Genomic DNA, 21,941 nt, shown 5'->3' with positions numbered 1-21,941 from the left:
CGCGATGACCGTTACCCGCCCGCTTCCCGATTCCGATCCGATCGCGCTGCTGCGCGTCGCCGACCTGCGTGCGGCCGAAGCCGACGCAACCGCGGCGCTGCCGCCGCACACGCTGATGGGCCGCGCGGGCGCCGCCGCCGCGCGCTGGCTGTCCGAGCGCGTCTCCGGGGACGATCGCCCCGTATGGTTCGCGGTCGGCCCCGGCAACAACGGCGGCGACGCGCTGGTTGCCGCCGCGCACCTTCAGCAGCTCGGCGTCGCGATCCAGGCGTGGATGCCGGTGCCGGTGAAGCCGGACGACGCGCAATGGGCGCTCGGCCTCGCGCGCGCAGCCGGCGTCCCGCTGTCGGCCACGCCGCCCGCTTCGCTGGACGGCTATGCGTGGGTCGTCGACGGGCTGTTCGGCATCGGTCTCGGCCGCGCGCTCGACGGCGCATTCGCCGAGCAGGCCGCGCGCATCGCCGCGCATGCGCGCAGCGGCGGCCACGTGCTCGCGCTCGACGTGCCGAGCGGGCTCGACAGCGATACGGGCCGGATCGTCGGCGCGGGCGTCGCCGTCGCGGCCACCCACACGCTCACCTTCATCGGCGCGAAGCCGGGCCTCTACACGGGCGACGGCCGCGATCTCGCCGGCGAGATCGACGTCGCGTCGCTCGACGTCGCGCCGCCCGCCGTGCCGGCCATCGTGCTGAACGCGCCGGCGCGGTTCGCCGCAGCGCTGCCCGCGCGCGCGTTCGCGTCCCACAAGGGCACGTTCGGCAGCCTCGCGGTGCTCGGCGGCGACACGGGCATGTGCGGCGCGCCGATCCTGGCCGCGCGCGCCGCGCTGTTCGCGGGCGCCGGCAAGGTGCACGTCGGCTTTCTCGGCACCGGCGCGCCGCCGTACGACCCACCGTTCCCCGAACTGATGCTGCATCCGGCCGACAACCTCGATCTCGGCGCGATGACCGCGATCGCGGCCGGCTGCGGGCTCGGTACGCGCGAGGCCGCGGCCACGCTCGTGCGCGACGTGCTGACGCACGACGCCGCGACGCTGCTCGATGCCGACGCACTGAACCTCGTCGCGACGCACGCGGATCTCGCGGCCGCCGTCGCCACGCGCGGCGCGCGCGGCAATCCGTGCGTGCTGACGCCGCATCCGCTCGAGGCCGCGCGGCTGCTCGGCAGCGACACGGCGACGGTGCAGCGCGACCGCGTCGCGGCCGCGCAGGCGCTCGCCGCGCGCCATGCGGCCATCGTCGTGCTGAAAGGCTCGGGCACGGTGATGGCGGCCCCCGACGGCCGCGTGACGATCAATCCGACCGGCAATGCGGCGCTCGCCACGGGCGGCACCGGCGACGTGCTCGGCGGCCTGATCGGCGCGCTGCTCGCGCAGCGCGTCGCGCCATACGAAGCGGCGCTCGCAGGCGTCTACCTGCACGGCCTCGCGGCCGACACGCTGACCGCGAACGGCACCGGGCCGGCCGGGCTCACCGCGGGCGAACTCGCGCCGATGGTACGCACGTTGATCAATCGCCATTTTTATCCGTCGCCGCGCGCAGACACGTAACGCCGCTATACTGACTGCCCCGCCGCACGGCGGGCCTTCTCGTCCGCCGGCCTTCCGATCCCGATGAGCCGGCGCGGCATTCCTCCCGATTCACGCTTCACTCGAACCGCCATGACGCTGAATTCGCTCCCCGCCTGGACTGCCCTTCAATCCCACTTCGAACAGATCCGCCACGCCCGGCTGCGCGACTGGTTCGCGCCGGAAAACGACCGCGCGCCGACTCGCGCCGAACGCTTCACGATCCCGGGCGGCGGTCTCGCGGCCGATTTCTCGAAGAACCGCATCAATGACGAAACGCTGCGCCTGCTCGTGCAGCTCGCGCGCGACGCCGGCGTCGAAGCGCGCCGCGACGCGATGTTCGCGGGCGAGATCGTCAACCCGACCGAAGGCCGCGCCGCGTTGCACACCGCGTTGCGCGCAACCGACCCGCAAGCGCCGTTCCACGCGCAGGTGAGCGCCGAGCGCGCGAAGATGGCGACCTTCGCGCGCGCCGTGCGCAGCGGCACGTGGACGGGCTACACGGGCAAGCGTATCCGCCACGTGATCAACATCGGCATCGGCGGCTCCGATCTCGGGCCGAAGATGGTCGTCCATGCGCTGCACCACGTCGCGACACCCGACATCTCGACCCACTTCGTGTCGAACGTCGACGGCGCCGATCTCGCGCGCGTGCTCGAACAGGTCGATCCCGAGGAAACGCTCGCGATCATCGTGTCGAAGACCTTCACGACGCTCGAGACGATGACGAACGCACGCTCGCTGCGCGACTGGTTCGTCACGCGCGGCTGCCCCGAGGACGCGCTCGCGAAACATTTCGTCGGCGTGTCGGCGAACCCGGCCGAAGTCGTGAAGTTCGGCATCGCCGCGGACAACGTATTCGAAATGTGGGATTGGGTCGGCGGCCGCTATTCGCTGTGGTCGGCGGTCGGGCTGTCGATCATGATCGCGATCGGCCCCGAGCAATTCGACGAGCTGCTGGCGGGCGCGAACGACATGGATCGCCATTTCCGCGAAGCGCCGCTCGAGCGCAACCTGCCGGTGCTGCTCGGCCTGATCGGCATCTGGTACCGGAATTTCTTCGGCTCGCAGAGCTATCTCGTCGCACCGTATTCGGAAGCGCTGCACTACCTGCCGTCGTACCTGCAGCAGCTCGAAATGGAGAGCAACGGCAAATCCGCGCGCCTGGACGGCACCTTCGTCGATTACCCGACCTCGGCCGTCACGTGGGGCGAGCCGGGCACCAACGGCCAGCATGCGTTCTTCCAGATGCTGCACCAGGGGCCGACGATCGTGCCGATCGACTTCATCGCGGTGCTGACGCCCGAGCATCCGCTCGCGAGCCATCATCCGAAGCTGCTCGCGAACTGCTTCGCGCAGAGCGAGGCACTGATGCTCGGCCGCACGCTCGAAGAAGCGCGCAAGGTCGCCGGGCCCGGCAAGGAGGCGCTCGCGCCGCACCTGACGTTCCCGGGCAACCGCCCGACCACGACGCTGCTCGTCGATGCGCTGACGCCGCGCACGCTCGGCGCGCTGATCGCGCTTTACGAACATAAGGTGCTCGTGCAGGCGACGGTGTGGGACATCAACCCGTTCGACCAGTGGGGCGTCGAGCTCGGCAAGATTCTCGGCAAGGTGGTCGAAGCCGACCTGACGGCCGAGTCGATCGATCCGGCAAAGCACGATTCGTCGACGACCGCGCTGATCGAGCGCGCGCGTGCCGCGCTCGGGCGCTGACGCAACGCATCATGCACATGCCGGCCACACCGGGCGATTCCGCCCGTTGCGGCCGGCAAGAATATTCAGCGTCGCGCTACACCGCGTGCGGTGCGACGATGCGTCCGGCGTCGATCGTCACCGTCGTCGCGCAACGCCGCGCGAGTTCGGCATCGTGCGTGACGAGCACGAGCGTCGCGCCGTGCGCGCGGTTCAGCTCGAACATCAGGTCGATGACCGCGTGGCCGGTGGCCGCATCGAGACTGCCGGTCGGCTCGTCCGCAAACAGGATCGCCGGGCGCGTGACGAACGCGCGTGCCAGCGCGACGCGCTGCTGCTCGCCGCCCGACAGCAGCTTCGGATAATGCGCGGTGCGTTCGCCGAGACCGACCTGCACGAGCAGCGCCCGTGCCCGGTCGGCCGCGTCGCGCGCGCTGATGCCGCCCTGCAGTTCGAGCGGCAGCATCACGTTCTCGAGCGCCGTCAGGTGCGGCATCAGCTGGAACGACTGGAATACGAACCCGACCGCGCCGTTGCGCAGCGCGGCGCGCGCATCCTCGTCGAGCTGGTCGAGCGCGCGTCCGAGCAAGCGAACCGTGCCGCTCGTCGCGCTGTCCAACCCCGCAAGCAGGCCGAGCAGCGTCGATTTGCCCGACCCCGACGCGCCGACGATCGCGAGGCTGCTGCCCGGCCGCACGGCGAGCGTGATGCTGTCGAGAATCGTCAGCTCGCCCGTTGCGTCGGCAACCCGTTTGCACACGTCACGGACTTCGATGATCGGATCGGTAATCTTGAACATGGACACGACATTTCGCTGGAAAAGACGCACGGCGGTCGCCGCGCTGCTGGGCACCCTGCTGGCCGTCACCGCGCCCGCACGCGCCGTGACGGCGCCGGCCCCGACATCGGGCCAGCCCGTGATCGTCGTGCTCGGCGACAGCCTGTCGGCCGAATACGGGCTGCCGCGCGACACCGGCTGGGTGGCATTGCTGCGGCAACGACTCACGACCGAGCGAATCGATTATAGCGTCGCGAACGCCAGCGTCAGCGGCGACACCACGAGCGGCGGCCGTGCGCGGCTGCCCGCGGTGCTGCAGCGGCTCAAGCCGTCGATCGTCGTCGTCGAGCTCGGTTCGAACGATGCGCTGCGCGGCGTGCCGCTCGCGACAACCGAGCAGAACCTGCGCGACATCATCGCCGGCGCGCGGCATGCGCGGGCGCAGGTCGTGCTGGTCGGCATGTATGTGCCGCCCAATTACGGCCCCGATTACACGCAGAAGTTCCACGCCGTCTATACGCGGCTGTCGAAGGATCTCGGCGTGCCGCTCGTGCCGTTCCTGCTGGCCGGCATCGAGAACAAGCCCGAGATGTTCCAGTCCGACCAGATGCATCCCGCGCAGCGGGCTCAGGGCATTCTGCTCGACAATGTCTGGCCGGCGTTGAAGCCGCTGCTCGGCAAGCCGCGCGGCTGACGACGCAGCCCCGCCGGAAAACCAAAAGCCCCGCTCGAAGCGGGGCTTTTGGTTGTTGCGTACGAAACGATGCTCAGGCTCAGTTGCCGCCATCCTGCGACTGGCCGGTCGTCGCCCCGTACAGCTTCACCTTCGAGCGATCGCGCAGCGCGGCGAGATACGCCTCGCCTTCGCTCTGCGCGTCGACCTGCGCCATCTGCTGCTGCGCGGCCGCCAGTTGCTGTGGATCGACCGCCGAACCCGGGATCACCGCATTCACGCGGTAGATCGCATAGCCGTCCGCGTCGAGATCGACACCGACGTAGGCCGGCAGCGCCTTCCCGTCGACCTTGTAGACGGCGCTGAGCGCAGCCGGCGTCAGGCCCTGCGACTGCGTGCGCGCCACCTTCTGCGCGGGCGCGAACCCGTCGGCCGACTTCGACTTCTGCAGTTCGGCGAGCTTCGCCGCGCCGTCCTTCTTCGCGAGTTCCGCGGCCTGCTCGGCGACGACCTTCTGGCGCACGACATTCTTGATCGCGTCGAGCGCGGGCACGGCGGCCGGCTTGTAGTCGGTCACGCGTGCCGAGATCAGCGTGTTGTTGCCGACGTCGATCGCCTGCGTGTTGTTCTGGCTCTTCACCGAGTCGCTTGCAAACACGGCGGCCAGGAACTTCGGATTGTTCAGCGGGCTCGTCGGCGGCAGTTGCGGATTCGGCGTCGGCGTGACGGTGGCCGTCTGGATCGTCAGCTTGTACTTGTCCGCGGCCGGCTGCAGCGTCTTCGCCTTTTCGTAGACGGTCGACGTGAATCCTTCCGCGTTGTCCGTGAACGCCTTCGATGCGTATTGCTGCTTCAGCTCGGTCGCGATCTGGTCCTTCACTTCCGCGAACGGCTTGACGGCCGCCGGCTTCACTTCGGTCGCCTTCAGGATGTGGAAGCCGAGATCCGATTGCACGATACCGCTCACGTCGCCCTGCTTGAGCGCGAACGCGGCATCGTCGAACGCCTTGCCGCCTGCCGTCGAACCGCGCGTGATGAAGCCGAGGTCGCCGCCCTTCGCGGCCGACGGCGCGTCCTGCGAGTCCTTCTGCGCGATCTGCGCGAACTGGTCCGGATGCGCTTTCACATCGGCGAGCAGTTGCTCCGCCTTCGTCTTCGCTGCGGCCTTGTCGGCCGCGCTTGCGCTGCCAGCCGCGGCGATGAAGATGTGGCTCACGCGAACCTGCGCTTCGGTGCGGAAGTGCGTCGGGTTGTCGTCGTAAAACTTCTTGATGTCCGCATCGGTCGGCTGCGCACTCGCGGCCGCCGCGGCCGGCGAATAGACGAGGTACTGGATCGTCGCGGTCTCCGGCGTCGCGAAGCCCTGCTTGTGCGCGTCATAGTATGCGGTGAGCTGCGCGTCGGTCGGCTGGACCTTCGCTGCGTAGTCGCTCGTCTTCAGCACGAGCGCCTGCACTTCGCGCTGCTGCGCGGCGAGTTCGGACAGGCGTTGCGCGAGGCTCTTCGGCGTGAATGCGCTCGACACGATGCTGGCCGGAATCTGCTGCAGCGACAGGCTGTAGCGCACGCGCTCCTGGTACTGCTCGGGCGTCATCCCCTGGAACGACAGCAGTTGCGCATAGCGCTCGACGTCGATCGAACCGTCGGGTTTCTTCAGCGACGCGATCATCGGGTCGCTCATCAGTGCGTCGCGCACGGCATTGTCGGACGCAGTAAGGTGCAGGCGTTGGGTCTCGTCGGCCAGCACGCGTTGCTGGATCAGGCCGTCGAGCACTTGCTTGCGGTGTTCGGGCGTATCGAACATCTTGATGTCGAACTGCCCGCCGAGCGCCTGACGCGCCTGGTCGATCTGCTGGCGGAACGCGCCGTCGAATTCGACCCGCGTGATCTTGTGCCCGTTGACTGCCGCGACGTTCGCGCTATCGTCGAAGAAACCGCGGAAGCCTTGGATCCCGACGAAACCCAGCCCCGGCAACACGATCAGGAGCAGGAGCGCCATCATCAGGCGCTGGTGATTACGGAAGAAATCGAGCATGCGTGACGGGAAAATTGGACAAAACGACCGATATTACAACATACGGGGTGGGACGGGAGAAAAGCAGACGTGCTGCGTGCGGGCGCAATCGGAAATACAAACGAAAATGCCCGCACAGGGCGGGCATTTTCATTTGCTTGGCGGAGCGGACAGGACTCGCCTACCTCCCGCAGGCCGCGGATGCGCGTGCACGCGCATCCCTTCGAGTCCCGCCGGAAGCCGCGCAGGCGGCTTCCTCCGCGCCGCAGTCACGCGCCCGAGAACGGGCGCAACAACTGGACGTACAAATGAAAAAGCCCGCACAAGGCGGGCTTCTTCATTTTCTGGCGGAGCGGACGGGACTCGAACCCGCGACCCCCGGCGTGACAGGCCGGTATTCTAACCAACTGAACTACCGCTCCTGGGTCTGGCTGAATCGGGAAACTGGTGGGTGCTGAGGGGTTCGAACCCCCGACCTACGCCTTGTAAGGGCGCCGCTCTACCAGCTGAGCTAAGCACCCGTTTCCGATTCGTTCTGACTGCGATCTGCGTTTCCGCATCAACAATCAGCGAGCCCGCAAGTTTAATTCATCCCCGATCATTTTGCCAAGCCCCGACGCGATTTTTTTGGATCGCTCGCGCACACGCTTCCGATGCACATAAAAAAAACCCGCGGACATCGCCGCGGGTTTCGTGAACAACCGTCAGGAAGGACGGCGTTCAGGGTCTCAGTGCTTGACGACTTCCGTCGAGCCGGCATCCTTCGCCGCCTCGCCGACCGGCGCCGCTGCCTTCGCTTCTTCTTCCGGCGGCAGCGGAGTCGGCGAACGCTCGAGCGCGAGCTCCAGCACCTTGTCGATCCAGCGGACCGGCACGATCTCGATCGCGTTCTTCACGTTGTCCGGAATGTCCGCGAGATCCTTCACGTTCTCTTCCGGGATCAGCACGAGCTTGATGCCGCCGCGATGCGCGGCCAGCAGCTTTTCCTTCAGCCCGCCGATCGGCAGCACTTCGCCACGCAACGTGATTTCGCCCGTCATTGCGACGTCGGCACGCACGGGAATACCCGTCAGCACCGACACCAGCGCGGTCGTCATCGCACCGCCGGCGGACGGACCGTCCTTCGGCGTCGCACCTTCCGGCACGTGGATGTGGATGTCCTGCTTCTCGAACGCCTCGTCCTTGATGCCCAGACGGCGCGAACGCGAGCGCACGACCGAACGCGCCGCCTCGACCGACTCCTTCATCACGTCGCCGAGCGAACCCGTACGGATCACGTTGCCCTTGCCCGGCATCACCGCGGCTTCGATCGTCAGCAGATCGCCGCCCACTTCCGTCCACGCGAGGCCCGTCACCTGACCGACCTGGTTTTCCTTCGCCGCGAGGCCGAAGTCGTACTTGCGCACGCCGAGGAACGTGTCGAGGTTCTCGCCGTCGACCTTGATCGCGCCCGATGCCTTCTTCAGCAGCAGCATCTTCACGACCTTGCGGCAGATCTTCGACACTTCCCGCTCGAGCGAACGCACACCGGCTTCGCGCGTGTAGTAGCGGATGATGTCGCGGATCGCCTGCTCGGTGACGTCGATCTCGCCTTCCTTCAGCCCGTTGTTCTTCTTCTGCTTCGGCAGCAGGTAACGCTGGGCAATGCTGACCTTCTCGTCTTCCGTGTAGCCCGACAGACGGATCACTTCCATCCGGTCGAGCAGCGGCGGCGGGATGTTCAGCGAGTTCGACGTCGCGACGAACATCACGTCCGACAGGTCGAAGTCGACCTCGATGTAGTGGTCGGCGAACGTGTGGTTCTGTTCGGGATCGAGCACCTCGAGCAGCGCCGACGACGGATCGCCGCGGAAATCCATGCCCATCTTGTCAACTTCGTCGAGCAGGAAGAGCGGATTGCGCACGCCGACCTTCGCGAGGCTTTGCAGGATCTTGCCCGGCATCGAGCCGATATACGTACGGCGGTGGCCGCGGATCTCGGCTTCGTCACGCACGCCGCCGAGCGCCATCCGGACGAACTTGCGGTTCGTCGCACGGGCGATCGACTGGCCGAGCGAGGTCTTGCCGACGCCCGGGGGCCCGACGAGGCACAGGATCGGCGCCTTGACCTTGTCGACACGCTGTTGGACCGCGAGATACTCGAGGATGCGTTCCTTGACCTTCTCGAGGCCGAAGTGATCCTCGTCGAGCACCTGCTCGGCGTTCGACAGGTCGTTGTTGACCTTGCTCTTCTTGCGCCACGGCAAGCCGATCAGCGTGTCGATGTAGTTGCGCACGACGGTGGCTTCCGCCGACATCGGCGACATCAGCTTCAGCTTCTTCAGCTCGGCATCGGCCTTCTTCTTGGCTTCCTTCGGCATGCGCGCGGCGTTGATGCGCTTCTCGAGTTCCTCGAGATCGGCGCCTTCCTCGCCCTCGCCCAGTTCCTTCTGGATCGCCTTGACCTGCTCGTTCAGGTAGTACTCGCGCTGGCTCTTTTCCATCTGGCGCTTCACGCGCCCGCGGATGCGCTTTTCGACCTGCAGGATGTCGATCTCGGCTTCGAGTTGCGCGAGCAGGTGCTCGAGGCGCTCGATGACCGGGAACATCTCGAGGATGTGCTGCTTCTGGTCGAGCTTCAGCGGCAGGCGCTCGGCGATCATGTCGGCGAGACGGCCGGCCTCGTCGATACCCGACAGCGACGTGAGAATCTCCGGCGGGATCTTCTTGTTCAGCTTCACGTACTGGTCGAACTGCGACACGATCGCGCGGCGCAGCGCTTCCGTTTCAGCGCTGTCGGCATGATCGGGCTCGAGCGGCATCACTTCGCAGGAGAACTGCGTCTCCTGTTCTTCGATCGACAACGCCTTCGCGCGCTGCAGGCCCTCGACGAGCACCTTCACGGTGCCGTCCGGCAGCTTCAGCATCTGCAGGATGTTGGCGATACAACCGACCTCGTACATGTCCTTTTCGGTCGGCTCGTCCTTGGCCGCGGTTTTCTGGGCGACGAGCATGATGTGCTTGCCGCCTTCCATCGCTGCTTCGAGGGCCTTGATCGATTTCGGCCGGCCAACGAAGAGCGGAATCACCATGTGCGGGAAAACGACGACGTCCCGCAGCGGCAGCAGCGGGAGCGTGATGCGTTCCGGCGGGAGAAGTTGGGTGCCTGACATTTCATTTCCCCATGAGTGGAATCAATTGTTCGGTAATTGAGGCCGCCACAACGAATTGCAAGCCTTCAAGTGCGGGAAATATTCGGTAAGAAAGTAACCACCGCGTGTCGAGTCAGAGTTACCCACAAGATAAACGAAAAAAAGCCGCCCACGGACTCATGAACGGCCTTTTTCGCAGAACATCGTCGGCCAGCCGGTCAGTTCGAACCCGCCACCTTCGGCGTGTCCTCGTAGATCAGCAAGGGCTTGCCGTCTCCATCGATGACGTTCTCGTCGATGATGACCTTGCTGACCCCTTTCATCGTCGGCAGCTCGTACATCACGTCGAGCAACGCCTGTTCGATGATCGAACGCAAACCGCGCGCGCCGGTCTTGCGGCGGATCGCCTTGCGGGCGACTGCCTGCAGTGCGCCCGGCCGGATCTCCAGCTCGACGCGCTCCATCGCGAACAGCTTGTGATACTGCTTGACGAGCGCGTTCTTCGGCTCGACCAGGATCTTCATCAGCGCGGCTTCGTCGAGCTTGCCGAGCGTCGCGACCACCGGCAGACGGCCGATCAATTCGGGGATCAGACCGAATTTGATCAGATCTTCCGGTTCCGTCTCGCGCAGTACTTCGCCCGCGTCGCGCTCCTGCTTGCTCTTGACCGTCGCGCCGAAGCCGATGCCGGTTTTCTCGGTACGATCGGTGATCACCTTTTCGAGGCCGTCGAACGCGCCGCCGCAGATGAACAGGATGTTGGTCGTGTCGACCTGGATGAAATCCTGGTTCGGGTGCTTGCGGCCGCCCTGCGGCGGCACCGACGCCATCGTGCCCTCGACGAGCTTCAGCAGTGCCTGCTGGACGCCCTCGCCCGACACGTCGCGCGTGATCGACGGGTTGTCCGACTTGCGGCTGATCTTGTCGATTTCGTCGATGTAGACGATCCCGCGCTGGGCCTTGTCGACCTCGTAGTTGCAGTTCTGCAACAGCTTCTGGATGATGTTCTCGACGTCTTCGCCGACGTAGCCGGCTTCGGTCAGCGTCGTCGCATCGGCGATCACGAACGGCACGTTCAGCAACCGCGCGAGCGTCTGTGCGAGCAGCGTCTTGCCGGAGCCCGTCGGGCCGATCAGCAGGATGTTGCTCTTCGACAGCTCGACGTCGTCCTTCTTGTCGAGATGCTTCAGGCGCTTGTAGTGGTTGTACACGGCCACCGCGAGGATCTTCTTCGCGCGCTCCTGGCCGATCACGTACTGATCGAGGATGTCGCGAATTTCCTGCGGGCTCGGCAGATCCGACCGGGACAGGCTGGCCTCGACGCCGGCGGCAGCCGCCTCGTCGCGAATGATTTCGTTGCAGAGGTCGATACATTCATCGCAGATGAACACCGACGGGCCCGCGATGAGTTTTTTCACCTCATGCTGACTCTTTCCGCAAAACGAGCAATACAACAGCTTTTCGCTGTTCGAACCTTTTTTGTCCGCCATGAATGTAGAGCCTCCGGACAGGTAAATGACATGATACGCCGAATGCTCCGAACGCCGCGCCTAGGGCGCGACCGGAGCCGGCCGGATGCGCTTGCCGCAGATGCCCGGGGCGTTCGGGACGTCGCAGGGGCGCCGCGCAAATCGGGGCGGCACCCCACTTAAGCTCACGGGCGCTTCAGCAGCACCTGATCGATCAGCCCGTACGCCTTCGCGTCTTCGCTCGACATGAAGTTATCACGGTCGGTGTCGCGCGCGATGCGCTCGACGTCCTGGCCCGTGTGTTGCGCGAGCAGATTGTTCAGCCGCTCCTTCAGGTAGAGGATTTCGCGCGCCTGGATCTCGATGTCGGACGCCTGGCCGCGCGCGCCGCCGAGCGGCTGGTGAATCATCACGCGCGAGTTCGGCAGCGCGAAGCGCTTGCCCTTCGCGCCCGACGCGAGCAGGAACGCGCCCATGCTGGCCGCGAGCCCCATGCACAGCGTCGACACGTCCGGCTTGATGAACTGCATCGTGTCGTAGATCGCCATGCCGGCCGACACCGACCCGCCCGGGCTGTTGATGTACAGGCTGATGTCCTTGTCGGGATTCTCGCTCTCGAGGAACAGCAATTGCGCCACCACGAGGTTGGCGGTCTGGTCGTTCACTTCGCCGACCATGAACACCAGGCGCTCCTTCAGGAGACGCGAATAAATATCGTACGAACGCTCGCCGCGGCCGCTCGTTTCGACGACGATCGGCACCAGCCCCAGTGCTTGCGCCTCGAACCCCTGCGGCGCGTTCGAAGCAAGCATGTCCAGCAATTCAGCGCGAGTGATCATTCAATGAACCTTGTTCGAATGGAAAATTGAACGGAAGGAAGCCGCCCGCTCAATCGCCATATTAATGGCAACCGTGCGCTTGACGTAAAAACGGCGTGCGGGCCGTCGCTCCGACAGCCGGCACGCCGCTAGAGCGACACTTACGCTTGCGCCGATGCGCTCGCGAGTGCCTCGAAGCTCACTTCCTTGTCCGTCACCTTCGCCTTGCCCAGCACGAAATCGACGACGTTGCTTTCAACGACGAACGCTTCCATCTCGGCGAGGCGCTGCTGGTTCGAATAATACCAGCGGACCACTTCCTTCGGGTCTTCGTAGCTCTTGGCGAACTCGTCGACTTCCGCGCGGATCTGCTCCGGCTTCGCTTCGAGGTTGTTCGACTTCACGAGCTCGGCCAGCACGAGGCCCAGCTTCACGCGACGCTCGGCCTGCTCGGCGAACATCTCGGCCGGGATCGGTGCGTCCTTCGCGTTCGGCACGCCGCGCTGCGCCAGATCCTGGCGAGCCATTTCGACGAGGCGTTGCTGGTCCTGCTCGATCAGCGCCTTCGGCACGTCGAGTTCGGAAATCTTCAGCAGTGCGTCCATCACCTGGTTCTTGACGATCGACTGCGTGCGGCGCTTCGCTTCACGCTCGAGGTTTTCCTTGATCTCGCCGCGCATCTTCGTGAGGTCGCCGTCTTCGATGCCGAGCGACTTCGCGAATTCGCCGTCGATTTCCGGCAGGTGCGGCCACTCGATCTTCTTCATCGTGACCGTGAATTGCGCGGTCTTGCCCGCGACGTCGGCACCGTGGTAATCGTCCGGGAACTTCAGATCGAACGTACGCGCTTCGCCGACCTTCAGGCCCAGCGCCGCGGTTTCGAATTCCGGCAGCATGCGGCCTTCGCCGAGCACGAACGGGAAATCTTCGGCCGTGCCGCCCTGGAACGCGACGTCGTCGATCTTGCCGACGAAGTCGACCGTCACGCGGTCGCCGTTCTTGGCTGCGGTATCCGCGCCGCCGTCGCCGTGTTCGCCGGCTTCGCCGCGTGCGTGGAAGTGCACGCGCTGCTTGCGCAGGATGTCCAGCGTACGGTCGATTTCGGCGTCGCCGATCGACGTCGTCGAGCGCTCGACTTCAGCCGTCGCCAGGTCGCCGATCTTCACTTCCGGGTAGACCTCGAACGTCGCGTCGAACGCGTATGCATCTTCAGCCTGTTCCTGCTTCGGCTCGAAGCTCGGCTGGCCGGCGACGCGCAGGTTTTCCGCGCGGCTGATCGTGAAGAACTCCTGGCCGATCTTGTCGCTCAGCACTTCCGCCTCGACCTGACCCGCGTACTGTTGCGCGACCATCTTCAGCGGCACCTTGCCCGGGCGGAAACCCGGCATGCGCACGTTCTTCGCGAGTTTGTGGATACGGGCGTCGATTTCCTTCTGCACGGTGTCTTTCGGCAGGGAAATCGTCACGCGGCGTTCAAGCTTGCCGAGGTTCTCAACAACGTTAGCCATGGCTTCAATCGTCCTAAAATTATTCGAGCGAATCGGGTTTTCCTTGCCGTACCTGCCTGCAGCGTGATGTGCGTCACATGGTCACGCCGCGCCGGAGCGCCACGCCATCCCTGCACGCGCCGAATGGCTAGCGCAAGCGGCTCGGAGCACGGCTTTGGCCGGAAGAATCGACTATTCTAGCAAACAATTTTCCTCGCACCGCCAGATCGGGCTCGACGCAGGTGCGTCCCCGCCGCGTCGGCAGCCCCCGTGCACGGCAACGCGTGCGGATCGCCGCTATGCCGAACGCCGTATCCACTGCGGGCCCGCCATCCTGTAAGCTCCGATTGAGGGTGCGCCGCCGTCGCGGCGCCATCATTCCTCACACCAATCACGCCTTCCGGAGACACCATGCCGCAACACCCGTCCGCGCCTGTCGTCGTCGTCGCGCCCGATTCGTTCAAAGGCTCGCTTTCCGCGGAGCAGGTCGCGGACGCGATCGCCACCGGCATCCGCCGCGCCCGGCCCGACGCGGTCGTGCGCGGCTGCCCGATGGCCGACGGCGGCGAAGGCACGCTCGACGCGATGCTGGCAGGCGGCGGCACGCGGCGCTCGCTGCGGGTGGCCGGCGCGTCGCTCGCGGCACGCGACGCGGCGGTCGGCGTGATCGATGCGCGCACCGCGATCGTCGAGACGGCCGAGGTCGTCGGCATTACCGATCCGGTCGGCATGAGCGTGCCGGTCGACGCGCGCAGCACGCGCGGGATGGGCGAGGCGATCCGCATGCTGCTCGACGACGGCGTGCGCCGCTTCTTCGTCGCGCTCGGCGGCAGCAGCACCAACGACGCGGGCGCCGGGCTGCTCGCGGGCCTCGGCCTGCAGTGCTTCGACGCCGACGGCCAGCCGGTCGAGCCCGTGCCGTCGCGGCTCGCCGACATCGCGCGTATCGATGCGTCGGGGCTCGACCCGCGCCTGAAGGAAACGGAATTCGTCGGCATGTCCGACGTCGACAACCCGCTGACGGGCGCGCACGGCGCGACCGCCGTGTTCGGCCCGCAAAAGGGCGTGACGCCCGAGCAGGTTGCGACCCTCGACGCCGCCCTCGGCCGCTTCGCCGATCTGCTCGAAGCCGCGCTCGACCGGCGTCCCACCGGGACTTCCGTTGGTCGTAGCCGCGACCTGCCGGGCGCCGGCGCCGCGGGCGGCCTCGGTTTCGCGCTGCACATGCTCGGCGCGCAGTTCGAAGCCGGCGCCGAGGTGGTCGCGCGGCAGGTCGGGCTCGACGCGGCGCTCGCCGGCGCCGACTGGCTGATCACCGGCGAAGGCCGCTCCGACGTGCAGACGCTGCACGGCAAGGCGCCGTTCATCGCGTGCCGGCACGCTCAGGCCGCCGGCGTGCCCGCGTCGCTGCTGTCGGGTGCGGTCGACCCGGCCGCGCTGCCGCGCCTGTCCGAACATTTTTCCGGCTGCTTCTCGCCGGCTCCCGGGCCGATCACGCTCGACGTCGCGATCCGCGACGCGGCGAACCTGCTCGCGAACGAAGCGGAGCAATTGACGCGCCTGAAGTACGGCGCACTCTGACCGTTGACCCGAGCGCGCGATACAGGAACAATCGGGCCCGCCCTTTTTCTTCAGGATTCGACATGAAAGGCCGTCAAGCCGGGCTCGATCAGTTTCTGACCTATCGCCTCCACGCGCTCACGAAGCGATCCGACCGCGGGATCGGCGAGGTGTACCGGCACAAGCTCGACATCTCGCTGCCCGAGGCGCGCGTGATCGCCGCCGTCGGCGCCTTCGGTCCGTTCTCGATCATGGATCTCGCACGCCACACCAACCTCGACAAGAGCCAGGCGAGCCGTGCGGCCGAGGCGCTGCTGCGCCAAGGTCTGCTCGAGCGCAGCGCGAGCGACGAGGATGGCCGGATCGTGCTGATCGCGCTGACCGCCGACGGCCGCGCGCTGCATCGCAAGATCATGCCGATCGTGCGCAAGTGGAACGACGGCTTGCTCACGTGCCTGTCCGACAGCGAACGCCAGACGTTCGAGCGGCTGCTCGACAAGGTCGTCGCGCACGCAACCGAGCGGGACGACTGAGCCGCAGCACGGGCTCGGCACCGGCAGTATCGATCCGGCGAATTCGAAGGGCTGCCCGGGCCGCCTGACCAGCGACGCGGGCGGCCCGCTTCGCTTCATGCAGCGTGCATGGCGAACGGATCGCCGTTCGCCGCCGGCCCGAGGCCGCGCATGCAGCGGCCCCGCACGCGCTACAGCCCGCTGTTCGTCGCGCGCTGGCGCAGCAGCCCGAGCACCGCGTCGCAATACGGGGTCGGCACGCCGAGCTTGCGCCCGAGTTCCGGAAACACGCCGAGAATCGGCCCGATCTCGAGCGAGCGCCCCGCTTCGAAATCCTGCAGCATCGACGTCCTGAACGCACCGAGCTTGCGCGTGACCGCGATCCGCTCGGGCCCGCTCATCCCCGTGGACAGGCCGAGCTTCGCACCGATCGCGGCAGCCTCCTCCATCATCCGCAGCGCGAGACCCTGCGTGTACGGATCGTCGAGCAACTGCTCGGCTGTCGACCCCGTCAGCGCGCTCAGCGGATTCATGTTCATGTTGCCCCACAGCTTCGTCCAGATCTCGGCGCGGATCGCGGGCGTCGACTCGACGTCGAAACCGCCCGCCGCGAGCGCTGCGGCGAACCGTGCGGTGGCCATGTCGAGCCGCGGATCGGGCGCACCGACGATCAGCCGGTTGCCGCGCCCGCGGCGCACGACGCCCGGCGCATCGGTGCTCGACGACAGGTGCACGACGCAGCCGATCGCCTGCGCGGGCGGCAACGCCGCCGATACCGCGCCGGCCGGATCGACCGCATCGAGCGGCACGCCGTCGATCGGCCCTTCGAGCCCGTGCGTGAACCACCACGGCAGCCCGTTCATCGCCGCGACGATCACGGTGTCCGGCCCGACCAGCGGCGCAATGCGCGCGGCCAGCGCCGGCAGCGCCTGCGCCTTCAGCGCGATCACCACGTAGTCCTGCACGCCGAGTGCGGCCGCATCGTCGCTCGCACGCACCGGAACCGACGATGTCGCGCCCGCCTCGTCGATCACGCGCACGCCGTGCGCGTTCAGCGCGTCGAGCGTCGCGCCGCGCGCGTACGCGCTTACGGTCATGCCGGCCCGCGACAGCGCGGCCGCGAGCAATCCGCCGATCGCGCCGACACCGACCACCGCCGCGCGCACCGACCCTGAATTCGTGTCGTTCATGATGGAATTCCGTCTCCTGGGAGCTGACGAGCATAACGCTCAATGGTTGCGGGCACAACCATTCTCGCGGCGGCGCGCGACGCGCCCGCATGCACGCGATTCAGTGCGGCTCGCCGCCGGCTTCCACCGGCTCGTCGTCGGCCGCGCCGCCCGTCGCGCCGAGGACGCCTGCGATCTGGCTCTTGTCGTGCATGCCGAGCTTGCGGTACGCGCAGCGCAGATAGTGGCGCACGGTCGTCGGCGAAATCGCCATCTGTTGCGCGACTTCCTTGTGCGAACGCCCGGCGCCGTAATAGCGGATCGCCGCGAGTTCGCGCGGGCTCAGCCGGTCGAGCAGCGAGCGCGGCCGCGCCTCGATCTGGAACAGCCCAGCGACGGGCACGCACTGGATGCGCAGCGCGTCGCCGACGAACGGCTGGCCCGACTGGCGCCGCAGGTGCGCGACGAGCGGCTCCGGCACGCGCGCGCCGGCCCACGCCGGCCATTCGGCACGCAGCACATCGTCGAAGCCGTGATCGGCGTGGTGGAGCACGCCGAAGTTGTCGCACAGCGCGCGCGCCGCCGGTGCAACCGTCTCGCCGCGCTCGCGCGTGAGCTGTACGGCGCGATTGATCGTCAGCGCGGCCGCAAGATGCGGAATCACTTCCTCGAAACGGCGTGCATCGTCGTCGCTGAACGGGCGATTCAGGCCCTGGCGGTAGATCGACATGAACGTCGTCAGGCCGAAGCGGCGATCGAGCGTACACACGCACATCAGTTGCGCGAGGCCGTACTTCACGCACCAGTCGCGAAACCGTGCATCGAGCCCCGGCTCGACGACCGACAGCCGCACCGCGCGACCGTGCGCGCCGTGCGACGTGCGGTGCGCAAGCGGGTCGCAATCGCGCACGCGCTTCCAGTCGCTGAAAAACGCATGCGGCAAACGGTACAGGAAGCTGTTGTGCATCACGGGGCCGGTCGGCACATGGGTCGCGACACCGGTCCATGCGGCATCGAACGGAACGAGTGCCTGCAGCAGCGAAAAGAAGCGGCATTCGAATTCGCCGATGGCGGACCGCGCGGCCACCGCGTACAGGTCGAGCAGCATCAGCCCGAGTTCGCGCTGCGACGCGTCGCCACGCGTGACGCCGTCGAAATCGGCGCGCCGGGACGGCTGCGGCGGCCACGCGAATTCGTCGAGCACGATGGCGGCCGGCACGGCGCGCAGTGCCTCGAGATCCTGCCCGATATCGGTCGTGATCCTCACCTTCCGCTCCCCTGCCCGATCGGGCTGCTGATGTGCGCAACGACACCGGCCGATTATAGCGATCGGCTTTTTTGACGGGCCACGGCGCCGGAACGGGCGCCAACCCCATCCATTTGAACGGTGCACGGCACGTTGCTGCTCCGCAGCACGGCGCGCAGCGGCATCGTGCCGCGTCCATGCCGTGCACCGCGGGTTTTCCGCACCGTTCATCTGTACGACTGTTCGAAGGTTTTACCGCTGCGGACACTGCGTCGCGACAACACCAACGACAAACCGGTGCAGGACGGTATGGAGAACCCCACGTGACGAAACCCCGCTTCATCCGCACGGCCGCGGCCGTCGCGACGCTTGCCGCGTGCAGCGCCGCCGCGCACGCGCAGTCGACTCTCACGCTGTACGGCGCGCTCGACGCCGGCGTGCAATACCTGACGCACGCCGACGGGCGCCGCTCGGCCGTGCAGTTGCAGAACTACGGCATCCTGCCTTCGCAGATCGGGCTGAAGGGCAACGAGGATCTCGGCGGCGGCTGGCGCGCGCTGTTCAAGCTCGAACAGGGCCTCAACCTCAACGACGGCACCCCGACCGTGCCCGGCTATGCATTCTTCCGCGGCGCGTACGCGGGCATCGCGGGGCCTGTCGGCACCGTCACGCTCGGCCGGCAGTTCAGCGTGCTGTTCGACAAGACGCTGTTCTACGACCCGCTCTGGTATGCGTCGTACAGCGGCCAGGGCGTGATCGTGCCGATGAACGCGAACTTCATCGACCACTCGGTCAAGTACCAGTCGCCGACGTTCGCGGGCTTCGACGTCGAGGCACTCGCCGCGACGGCCGGCGTCGCCGGCAATACGCGCGCCGGACGCGTGCTCGAACTCGGCGGCCAGTACACGAGCAACGGGCTGTCGGTCAGCGCGGTGCTGCATCAGGCGCACGGCGACGTGTCGGGGGCCGACGATGCGTCGGCGCGGCGCCGCGAACTCGGCACGCTCGCCGCGCGCTATGCGTTCGCCGCGTTGCCGCTGACCGTCTATGCGGGCGTCGAACGACTGACAGGCGACCTCGACGCGGCGCGCACGATCGTCTGGGGCGGTGCGCGCTATCTGACACCGAACGGGATCGGCCTGAATGCGGGCGTCTACCACACCGACTCGCACACGCCGGCGATCGGCCACCCGACGCTGTTCATCGCGAGCACCACCTACGCGCTGTCGAAACGCACCGTCGCGTACGTGAACCTCGGCTACGCACGCAACAGCGGCCAGAGCTCGCAGACCGTCTACGAATACGACCCGACGCCGCTCGCCGGCGCATCGCAGTTCGGCGCGATGGTCGGCATGTACCACCTGTTCTGATCCCCCAAACGAGATCCCGCCATGAAAACCCTGTCCCCGGATGCCGCACTATCGCCCGACGGCCGCACGTCGACCTTCGCGCGCTCGACGCTCGTCGCGCTCGTCGTGTTCGCGGCCATCACGCCGCTGCTATTGCTCGTGGCGCCGGCCGTCGCTGGCCAGCTCGCGACGCAGCTCGGGCTGTCCGCGTCGCAGATCGGCACCTACTTCTTCGTCGAACTCGGCGCGTTCAGCCTCGCGACCGTGCCGTCGTACCTGTGGCTCGGCCGGGTCGACGCGCGCCGCGTCGCCGCATTCGCGATCGCGCTGTTCGGCGCCGGCAACCTGCTGACCGCGCTGTGGATGCCGGGTTTTGCCGCGCTGCTCGCGCTGCGCGCCGTCACCGCGCTCGGCGGCGGCTCGCTGATGGTGCTCTGCATGACGAGCGCGGCGACGAGCAAGAACAGCGACCGCGTGTACGGCCTGTGGGTCGTCGGCCAGTTGATCGCGGGCGCGATCGGCCTGTTCGTGCTGCCGCATGTGTTCGCCGCGTTCGGGCTGCGCGCGCTGTATGTCGCGCTTGCCGTGCTCGCGCTGCTCGCGGCGCCGCTGTCGCGCGGCTTTCCGTCGTCGCTCGGCGCGCGAACGGCACCCGCGCAAACCGCGCGCGGCGACGCGACGCAGACGCCACGGCGGTTCAGCGTGCTCGCGATCGGCGCAGTGCTGACGTTCTATCTCGCGATCGGCAGCGTATGGACGTTCGCGAGCCGTGCCGCAGCCGAGGCCGGGCTCGATCCGCAGTCGACCGGCAACGTGCTCGCGATCGCGAGCGCGATGGGGATTGCCGGCGCGGCGCTCGCGTCGTGCGCGGGCGGCCGGCTTGCACGGCGCGCGATGCTGGCGGCCGGCTACGCGCTGCTCGCGGCCTCGCTCGTCGCGCTCGCCGCGATGCGGCATGCCGGCGGCTACAGCACGGCGATCTTCGTGTTCAAGTTCGCGTGGACGTTCGTGCTCCCGTTCATCCTCGCGACCGTCGCGCAGATCGACACGTCGGGCCGCCTCGTCGCGACGCTCAATTTCGTGATCGGCGCCGGCCTCGCGGCCGGCCCGCTGCTCGCCGGGCTGATGCTCGACGCCGGCGGCACGATGCACGCGCTGTTCGCGGCCGCGACGGCCGTCGCGATCGTCTCGTTCGCCACGCTGCGCCATGTCGATCGCCGCGCACACCCTTCCGCTTCCTCCCAACCGTGACAGCTCACGCACATCCATGAATCGCACTGCCTTCTTCACCGACGAACGCACTTTCTGGCATACCGGCGGCACGCACGCGCTGTTCTTCCCGGTCGGCGGGTGGGTCCAGCCGCCGTCGAGCGCGGGCTACGCGGAATCGCCCGATTCGAAGCGCCGCTTCCTGTCGCTCGTGCAAGCCTCGGGCCTGGCCGCACAGCTCGACCTGCGCGGTGCCGCGCCGGCCTCGACGGCCGACCTGCTGCGCATTCATCCGGCGCACTATCTCGACGCGTTCCGCGCCCTCAGCGACGCGAACGGCGGCGACCTCGGCGATCTCGCGCCGTTCGGCAAGGGCAGCTACGAGATCGCCGCACTGTCGGCCGGCCTCGCGATCGCGGCGATCGATACGGTCGTCGGCGAGCGCGCGGCCAATGCGTTCTCGCTGTCGCGGCCGCCCGGCCATCACTGCCTGCGCGACCGCCCGATGGGCTTCTGCATGCTGGCGAACATCCCGATCGCGATCGAGGCCGCCCGCGCGAAGCACGGCATCGAACGCGTCGCGGTGATCGACTGGGACGTCCATCACGGCAACGGCACGCAGTCGATCTACTACGACGATCCGGACACGCTGACCATCTCGCTGCACCAGGACCGCTGCTTCCCGCCCGGCTACAGCGGCGCGGACGATCGCGGCGAAGGCGCGGGTGTCGGCGCGAACCTGAACGTGCCGCTGCTCGCGGGCAGCGGCGACGACGCGTATCGCTACGCGTTCGAGCGGATCGTGCTGCCGGCGCTGGTGCGTTTCCGGCCCGAGCTGATCGTCGTCGCAAGCGGCCTCGACGCGAGCGCGGTCGATCCGCTCGCGCGCATGCAGCTGCATACCGACAGCTACCGGTCCATGACGCGCGCGGTGAAGGAGGCCGCACAGCGCCATTGCGGCGGGCGGCTCGCGATCGTTCACGAAGGCGGCTATTCGGAGGCCTATGTACCGTTCTGCGGGCTCGCGATCGTCGAGGAACTGGCCGGCATTCGCACCGACGTCGCCGATCCGATGCTCGACCTCGCGATCTCGCAGCAGCCGGGCGAGCGGTTCGTCGCGTTCCAGCGCGAACTGCTCGACGAACTGGCGGCATCGTTCGGGTTGTAACGCGCGGGAAGCGATGAAACCGGGCCGGCCCGCGCCGGCCCTTGCGCGATCCGTGCGGATGGGGTTTCCTGTGCTTTTACCCCTGTTCCGGCCCAC

16 protein-coding genes and 2 tRNA genes are annotated in these 21,941 nt (G+C 67.3%); 8 read left to right on the top strand and 10 right to left on the bottom strand.

Going from position 1 to position 21,941, the window contains the following annotated elements; genetic code table 11:
* The first annotated feature begins 4 nt into the window (after window positions 1-4).
* Both BFF94_RS08635 and pgi read left to right on the top strand, forming a co-directional pair.
* Window positions 5-1,549 carry an NAD(P)H-hydrate dehydratase gene (locus BFF94_RS08635; protein WP_219139212.1) on the top strand — a complete coding sequence of 515 codons (1,545 nt, stop codon included), beginning with the start codon at window positions 5-7 and terminating at the stop codon, window positions 1,547-1,549.
* Window positions 1,550-1,660: 111 nt separating this feature from the next.
* Window positions 1,661-3,283 carry a glucose-6-phosphate isomerase gene (gene pgi / locus BFF94_RS08630; RefSeq protein ID WP_128842791.1) on the top strand — a complete coding sequence of 541 codons (1,623 nt, stop codon included), beginning with the start codon at window positions 1,661-1,663 and terminating at the stop codon, window positions 3,281-3,283.
* 76 nt (window positions 3,284-3,359) lie between these two features.
* On the opposite strand, the gene BFF94_RS08625 is transcribed toward pgi, so the two are convergent.
* Window positions 3,360-4,061 (bottom strand): ABC transporter ATP-binding protein, encoded by a 702-nt coding sequence (locus tag BFF94_RS08625; protein ID WP_128842792.1) that lies wholly within the window; start codon window positions 4,059-4,061, stop codon window positions 3,360-3,362.
* On the opposite strand from BFF94_RS08625, the gene BFF94_RS08620 reads away from it, so the two are divergent.
* Window positions 4,060-4,734: an arylesterase gene (locus tag BFF94_RS08620; protein ID WP_128842790.1), complete on the top strand. Its 675-nt coding sequence runs from the start codon at window positions 4,060-4,062 to the stop codon at window positions 4,732-4,734. The two genes, BFF94_RS08625 and BFF94_RS08620, sit on opposite strands and share 2 nt — an antisense overlap.
* Before the next feature lie 79 nt (window positions 4,735-4,813).
* Here the strand turns inward: BFF94_RS08620 and BFF94_RS08615 are convergent, their stop codons facing one another.
* The 7 genes from BFF94_RS08615 to tig all read right to left on the bottom strand — a co-directional run bounded on the left by BFF94_RS08615 (window position 4,814) and on the right by tig (window position 13,653).
* Entirely contained in the window at window positions 4,814-6,748 is a 1,935-nt protein-coding gene (locus BFF94_RS08615; protein WP_128842789.1) for a SurA N-terminal domain-containing protein, read from the bottom strand.
* 324 nt (window positions 6,749-7,072) lie between these two features.
* Window positions 7,073-7,149 (bottom strand) — tRNA-Asp (locus tag BFF94_RS08610).
* A gap of 23 nt (window positions 7,150-7,172) precedes the next feature.
* A tRNA-Val gene (locus BFF94_RS08605) sits at window positions 7,173-7,248 on the bottom strand.
* Between the two features lie 207 nt (window positions 7,249-7,455).
* On the bottom strand, window positions 7,456-9,879 hold the full coding sequence (gene lon, locus BFF94_RS08600) for an endopeptidase La (protein ID WP_006489349.1): 2,424 nt from the start codon (window positions 9,877-9,879) through the stop codon (window positions 7,456-7,458).
* A 197-nt stretch (window positions 9,880-10,076) separates the two neighbouring features.
* Window positions 10,077-11,348 (bottom strand): ATP-dependent Clp protease ATP-binding subunit ClpX, encoded by a 1,272-nt coding sequence (clpX, locus tag BFF94_RS08595; RefSeq protein WP_006489345.1) that lies wholly within the window; start codon window positions 11,346-11,348, stop codon window positions 10,077-10,079.
* Window positions 11,349-11,512: 164 nt separating this feature from the next.
* Window positions 11,513-12,166 (bottom strand): ATP-dependent Clp endopeptidase proteolytic subunit ClpP, encoded by a 654-nt coding sequence (clpP, locus tag BFF94_RS08590; protein WP_006496351.1) that lies wholly within the window; start codon window positions 12,164-12,166, stop codon window positions 11,513-11,515.
* Window positions 12,167-12,306: 140 nt separating this feature from the next.
* Window positions 12,307-13,653: a trigger factor gene (gene tig, locus BFF94_RS08585; RefSeq protein ID WP_128842788.1), complete on the bottom strand. Its 1,347-nt coding sequence runs from the start codon at window positions 13,651-13,653 to the stop codon at window positions 12,307-12,309.
* Window positions 13,654-14,043: 390 nt separating this feature from the next.
* Here tig and BFF94_RS08580 point away from each other — a divergent pair, with 390 nt between their 5' ends.
* Window positions 14,044-15,213 carry a glycerate kinase gene (locus BFF94_RS08580; protein WP_219139211.1) on the top strand — a complete coding sequence of 390 codons (1,170 nt, stop codon included), beginning with the start codon at window positions 14,044-14,046 and terminating at the stop codon, window positions 15,211-15,213.
* Between the two features lie 62 nt (window positions 15,214-15,275).
* Window positions 15,276-15,725: a MarR family winged helix-turn-helix transcriptional regulator gene (locus BFF94_RS08575; RefSeq protein WP_128845936.1), complete on the top strand. Its 450-nt coding sequence runs from the start codon at window positions 15,276-15,278 to the stop codon at window positions 15,723-15,725.
* A 170-nt stretch (window positions 15,726-15,895) separates the two neighbouring features.
* On the opposite strand, the gene BFF94_RS08570 is transcribed toward BFF94_RS08575, so the two are convergent.
* Both BFF94_RS08570 and BFF94_RS08565 read right to left on the bottom strand, forming a co-directional pair.
* Entirely contained in the window at window positions 15,896-16,894 is a 999-nt protein-coding gene (locus BFF94_RS08570) for a 2-dehydropantoate 2-reductase (protein WP_128845939.1), read from the bottom strand.
* A 100-nt stretch (window positions 16,895-16,994) separates the two neighbouring features.
* Entirely contained in the window at window positions 16,995-18,140 is a 1,146-nt protein-coding gene (locus tag BFF94_RS08565) for a helix-turn-helix transcriptional regulator (protein ID WP_219139210.1), read from the bottom strand.
* A 302-nt stretch (window positions 18,141-18,442) separates the two neighbouring features.
* Between BFF94_RS08565 and BFF94_RS08560 the strand changes: the two genes are divergently transcribed.
* The 3 genes from BFF94_RS08560 to BFF94_RS08550 are packed head-to-tail and all read left to right on the top strand — an operon-like array spanning window position 18,443 to window position 21,845.
* Window positions 18,443-19,489 carry a porin gene (locus BFF94_RS08560; protein ID WP_128845945.1) on the top strand — a complete coding sequence of 349 codons (1,047 nt, stop codon included), beginning with the start codon at window positions 18,443-18,445 and terminating at the stop codon, window positions 19,487-19,489.
* A 21-nt stretch (window positions 19,490-19,510) separates the two neighbouring features.
* On the top strand, window positions 19,511-20,719 hold the full coding sequence (locus BFF94_RS08555) for an MFS transporter (RefSeq protein WP_219139209.1): 1,209 nt from the start codon (window positions 19,511-19,513) through the stop codon (window positions 20,717-20,719).
* A gap of 16 nt (window positions 20,720-20,735) precedes the next feature.
* Window positions 20,736-21,845, top strand: a complete 1,110-nt coding sequence (locus BFF94_RS08550) for a histone deacetylase-like amidohydrolase (protein ID WP_128841816.1) — start codon at window positions 20,736-20,738, stop codon at window positions 21,843-21,845.
* Window positions 21,846-21,941: the final 96 nt, after the last annotated feature.

Source organism: Burkholderia catarinensis (genome assembly GCF_001883705.2).
Taxonomy (GTDB): Bacteria; Pseudomonadota; Gammaproteobacteria; order Burkholderiales; family Burkholderiaceae; genus Burkholderia; species Burkholderia catarinensis.
This window is presented reverse-complemented; position numbering and strand designations above follow the sequence as displayed.

Coding starts and splice junctions, on each gene's coding strand:
- BFF94_RS08635 (WP_219139212.1), top strand. CDS start 5: ATGACCGTTACCCGCCCGCTTCCCGATTCCGATCCGATCGCGCTGCTG.
- pgi (WP_128842791.1), top strand. CDS start 1,661: ATGACGCTGAATTCGCTCCCCGCCTGGACTGCCCTTCAATCCCACTTC.
- BFF94_RS08620 (WP_128842790.1), top strand. CDS start 4,060: ATGGACACGACATTTCGCTGGAAAAGACGCACGGCGGTCGCCGCGCTG.
- BFF94_RS08625 (WP_128842792.1), bottom strand. CDS start 4,061: ATGTTCAAGATTACCGATCCGATCATCGAAGTCCGTGACGTGTGCAAA.
- BFF94_RS08615 (WP_128842789.1), bottom strand. CDS start 6,748: ATGCTCGATTTCTTCCGTAATCACCAGCGCCTGATGATGGCGCTCCTG.
- lon (WP_006489349.1), bottom strand. CDS start 9,879: ATGTCAGGCACCCAACTTCTCCCGCCGGAACGCATCACGCTCCCGCTG.
- clpX (WP_006489345.1), bottom strand. CDS start 11,348: ATGGCGGACAAAAAAGGTTCGAACAGCGAAAAGCTGTTGTATTGCTCG.
- clpP (WP_006496351.1), bottom strand. CDS start 12,166: ATGATCACTCGCGCTGAATTGCTGGACATGCTTGCTTCGAACGCGCCG.
- tig (WP_128842788.1), bottom strand. CDS start 13,653: ATGGCTAACGTTGTTGAGAACCTCGGCAAGCTTGAACGCCGCGTGACG.
- BFF94_RS08580 (WP_219139211.1), top strand. CDS start 14,044: ATGCCGCAACACCCGTCCGCGCCTGTCGTCGTCGTCGCGCCCGATTCG.
- BFF94_RS08575 (WP_128845936.1), top strand. CDS start 15,276: ATGAAAGGCCGTCAAGCCGGGCTCGATCAGTTTCTGACCTATCGCCTC.
- BFF94_RS08570 (WP_128845939.1), bottom strand. CDS start 16,894: ATGAACGACACGAATTCAGGGTCGGTGCGCGCGGCGGTGGTCGGTGTC.
- BFF94_RS08555 (WP_219139209.1), top strand. CDS start 19,511: ATGAAAACCCTGTCCCCGGATGCCGCACTATCGCCCGACGGCCGCACG.
- BFF94_RS08550 (WP_128841816.1), top strand. CDS start 20,736: ATGAATCGCACTGCCTTCTTCACCGACGAACGCACTTTCTGGCATACC.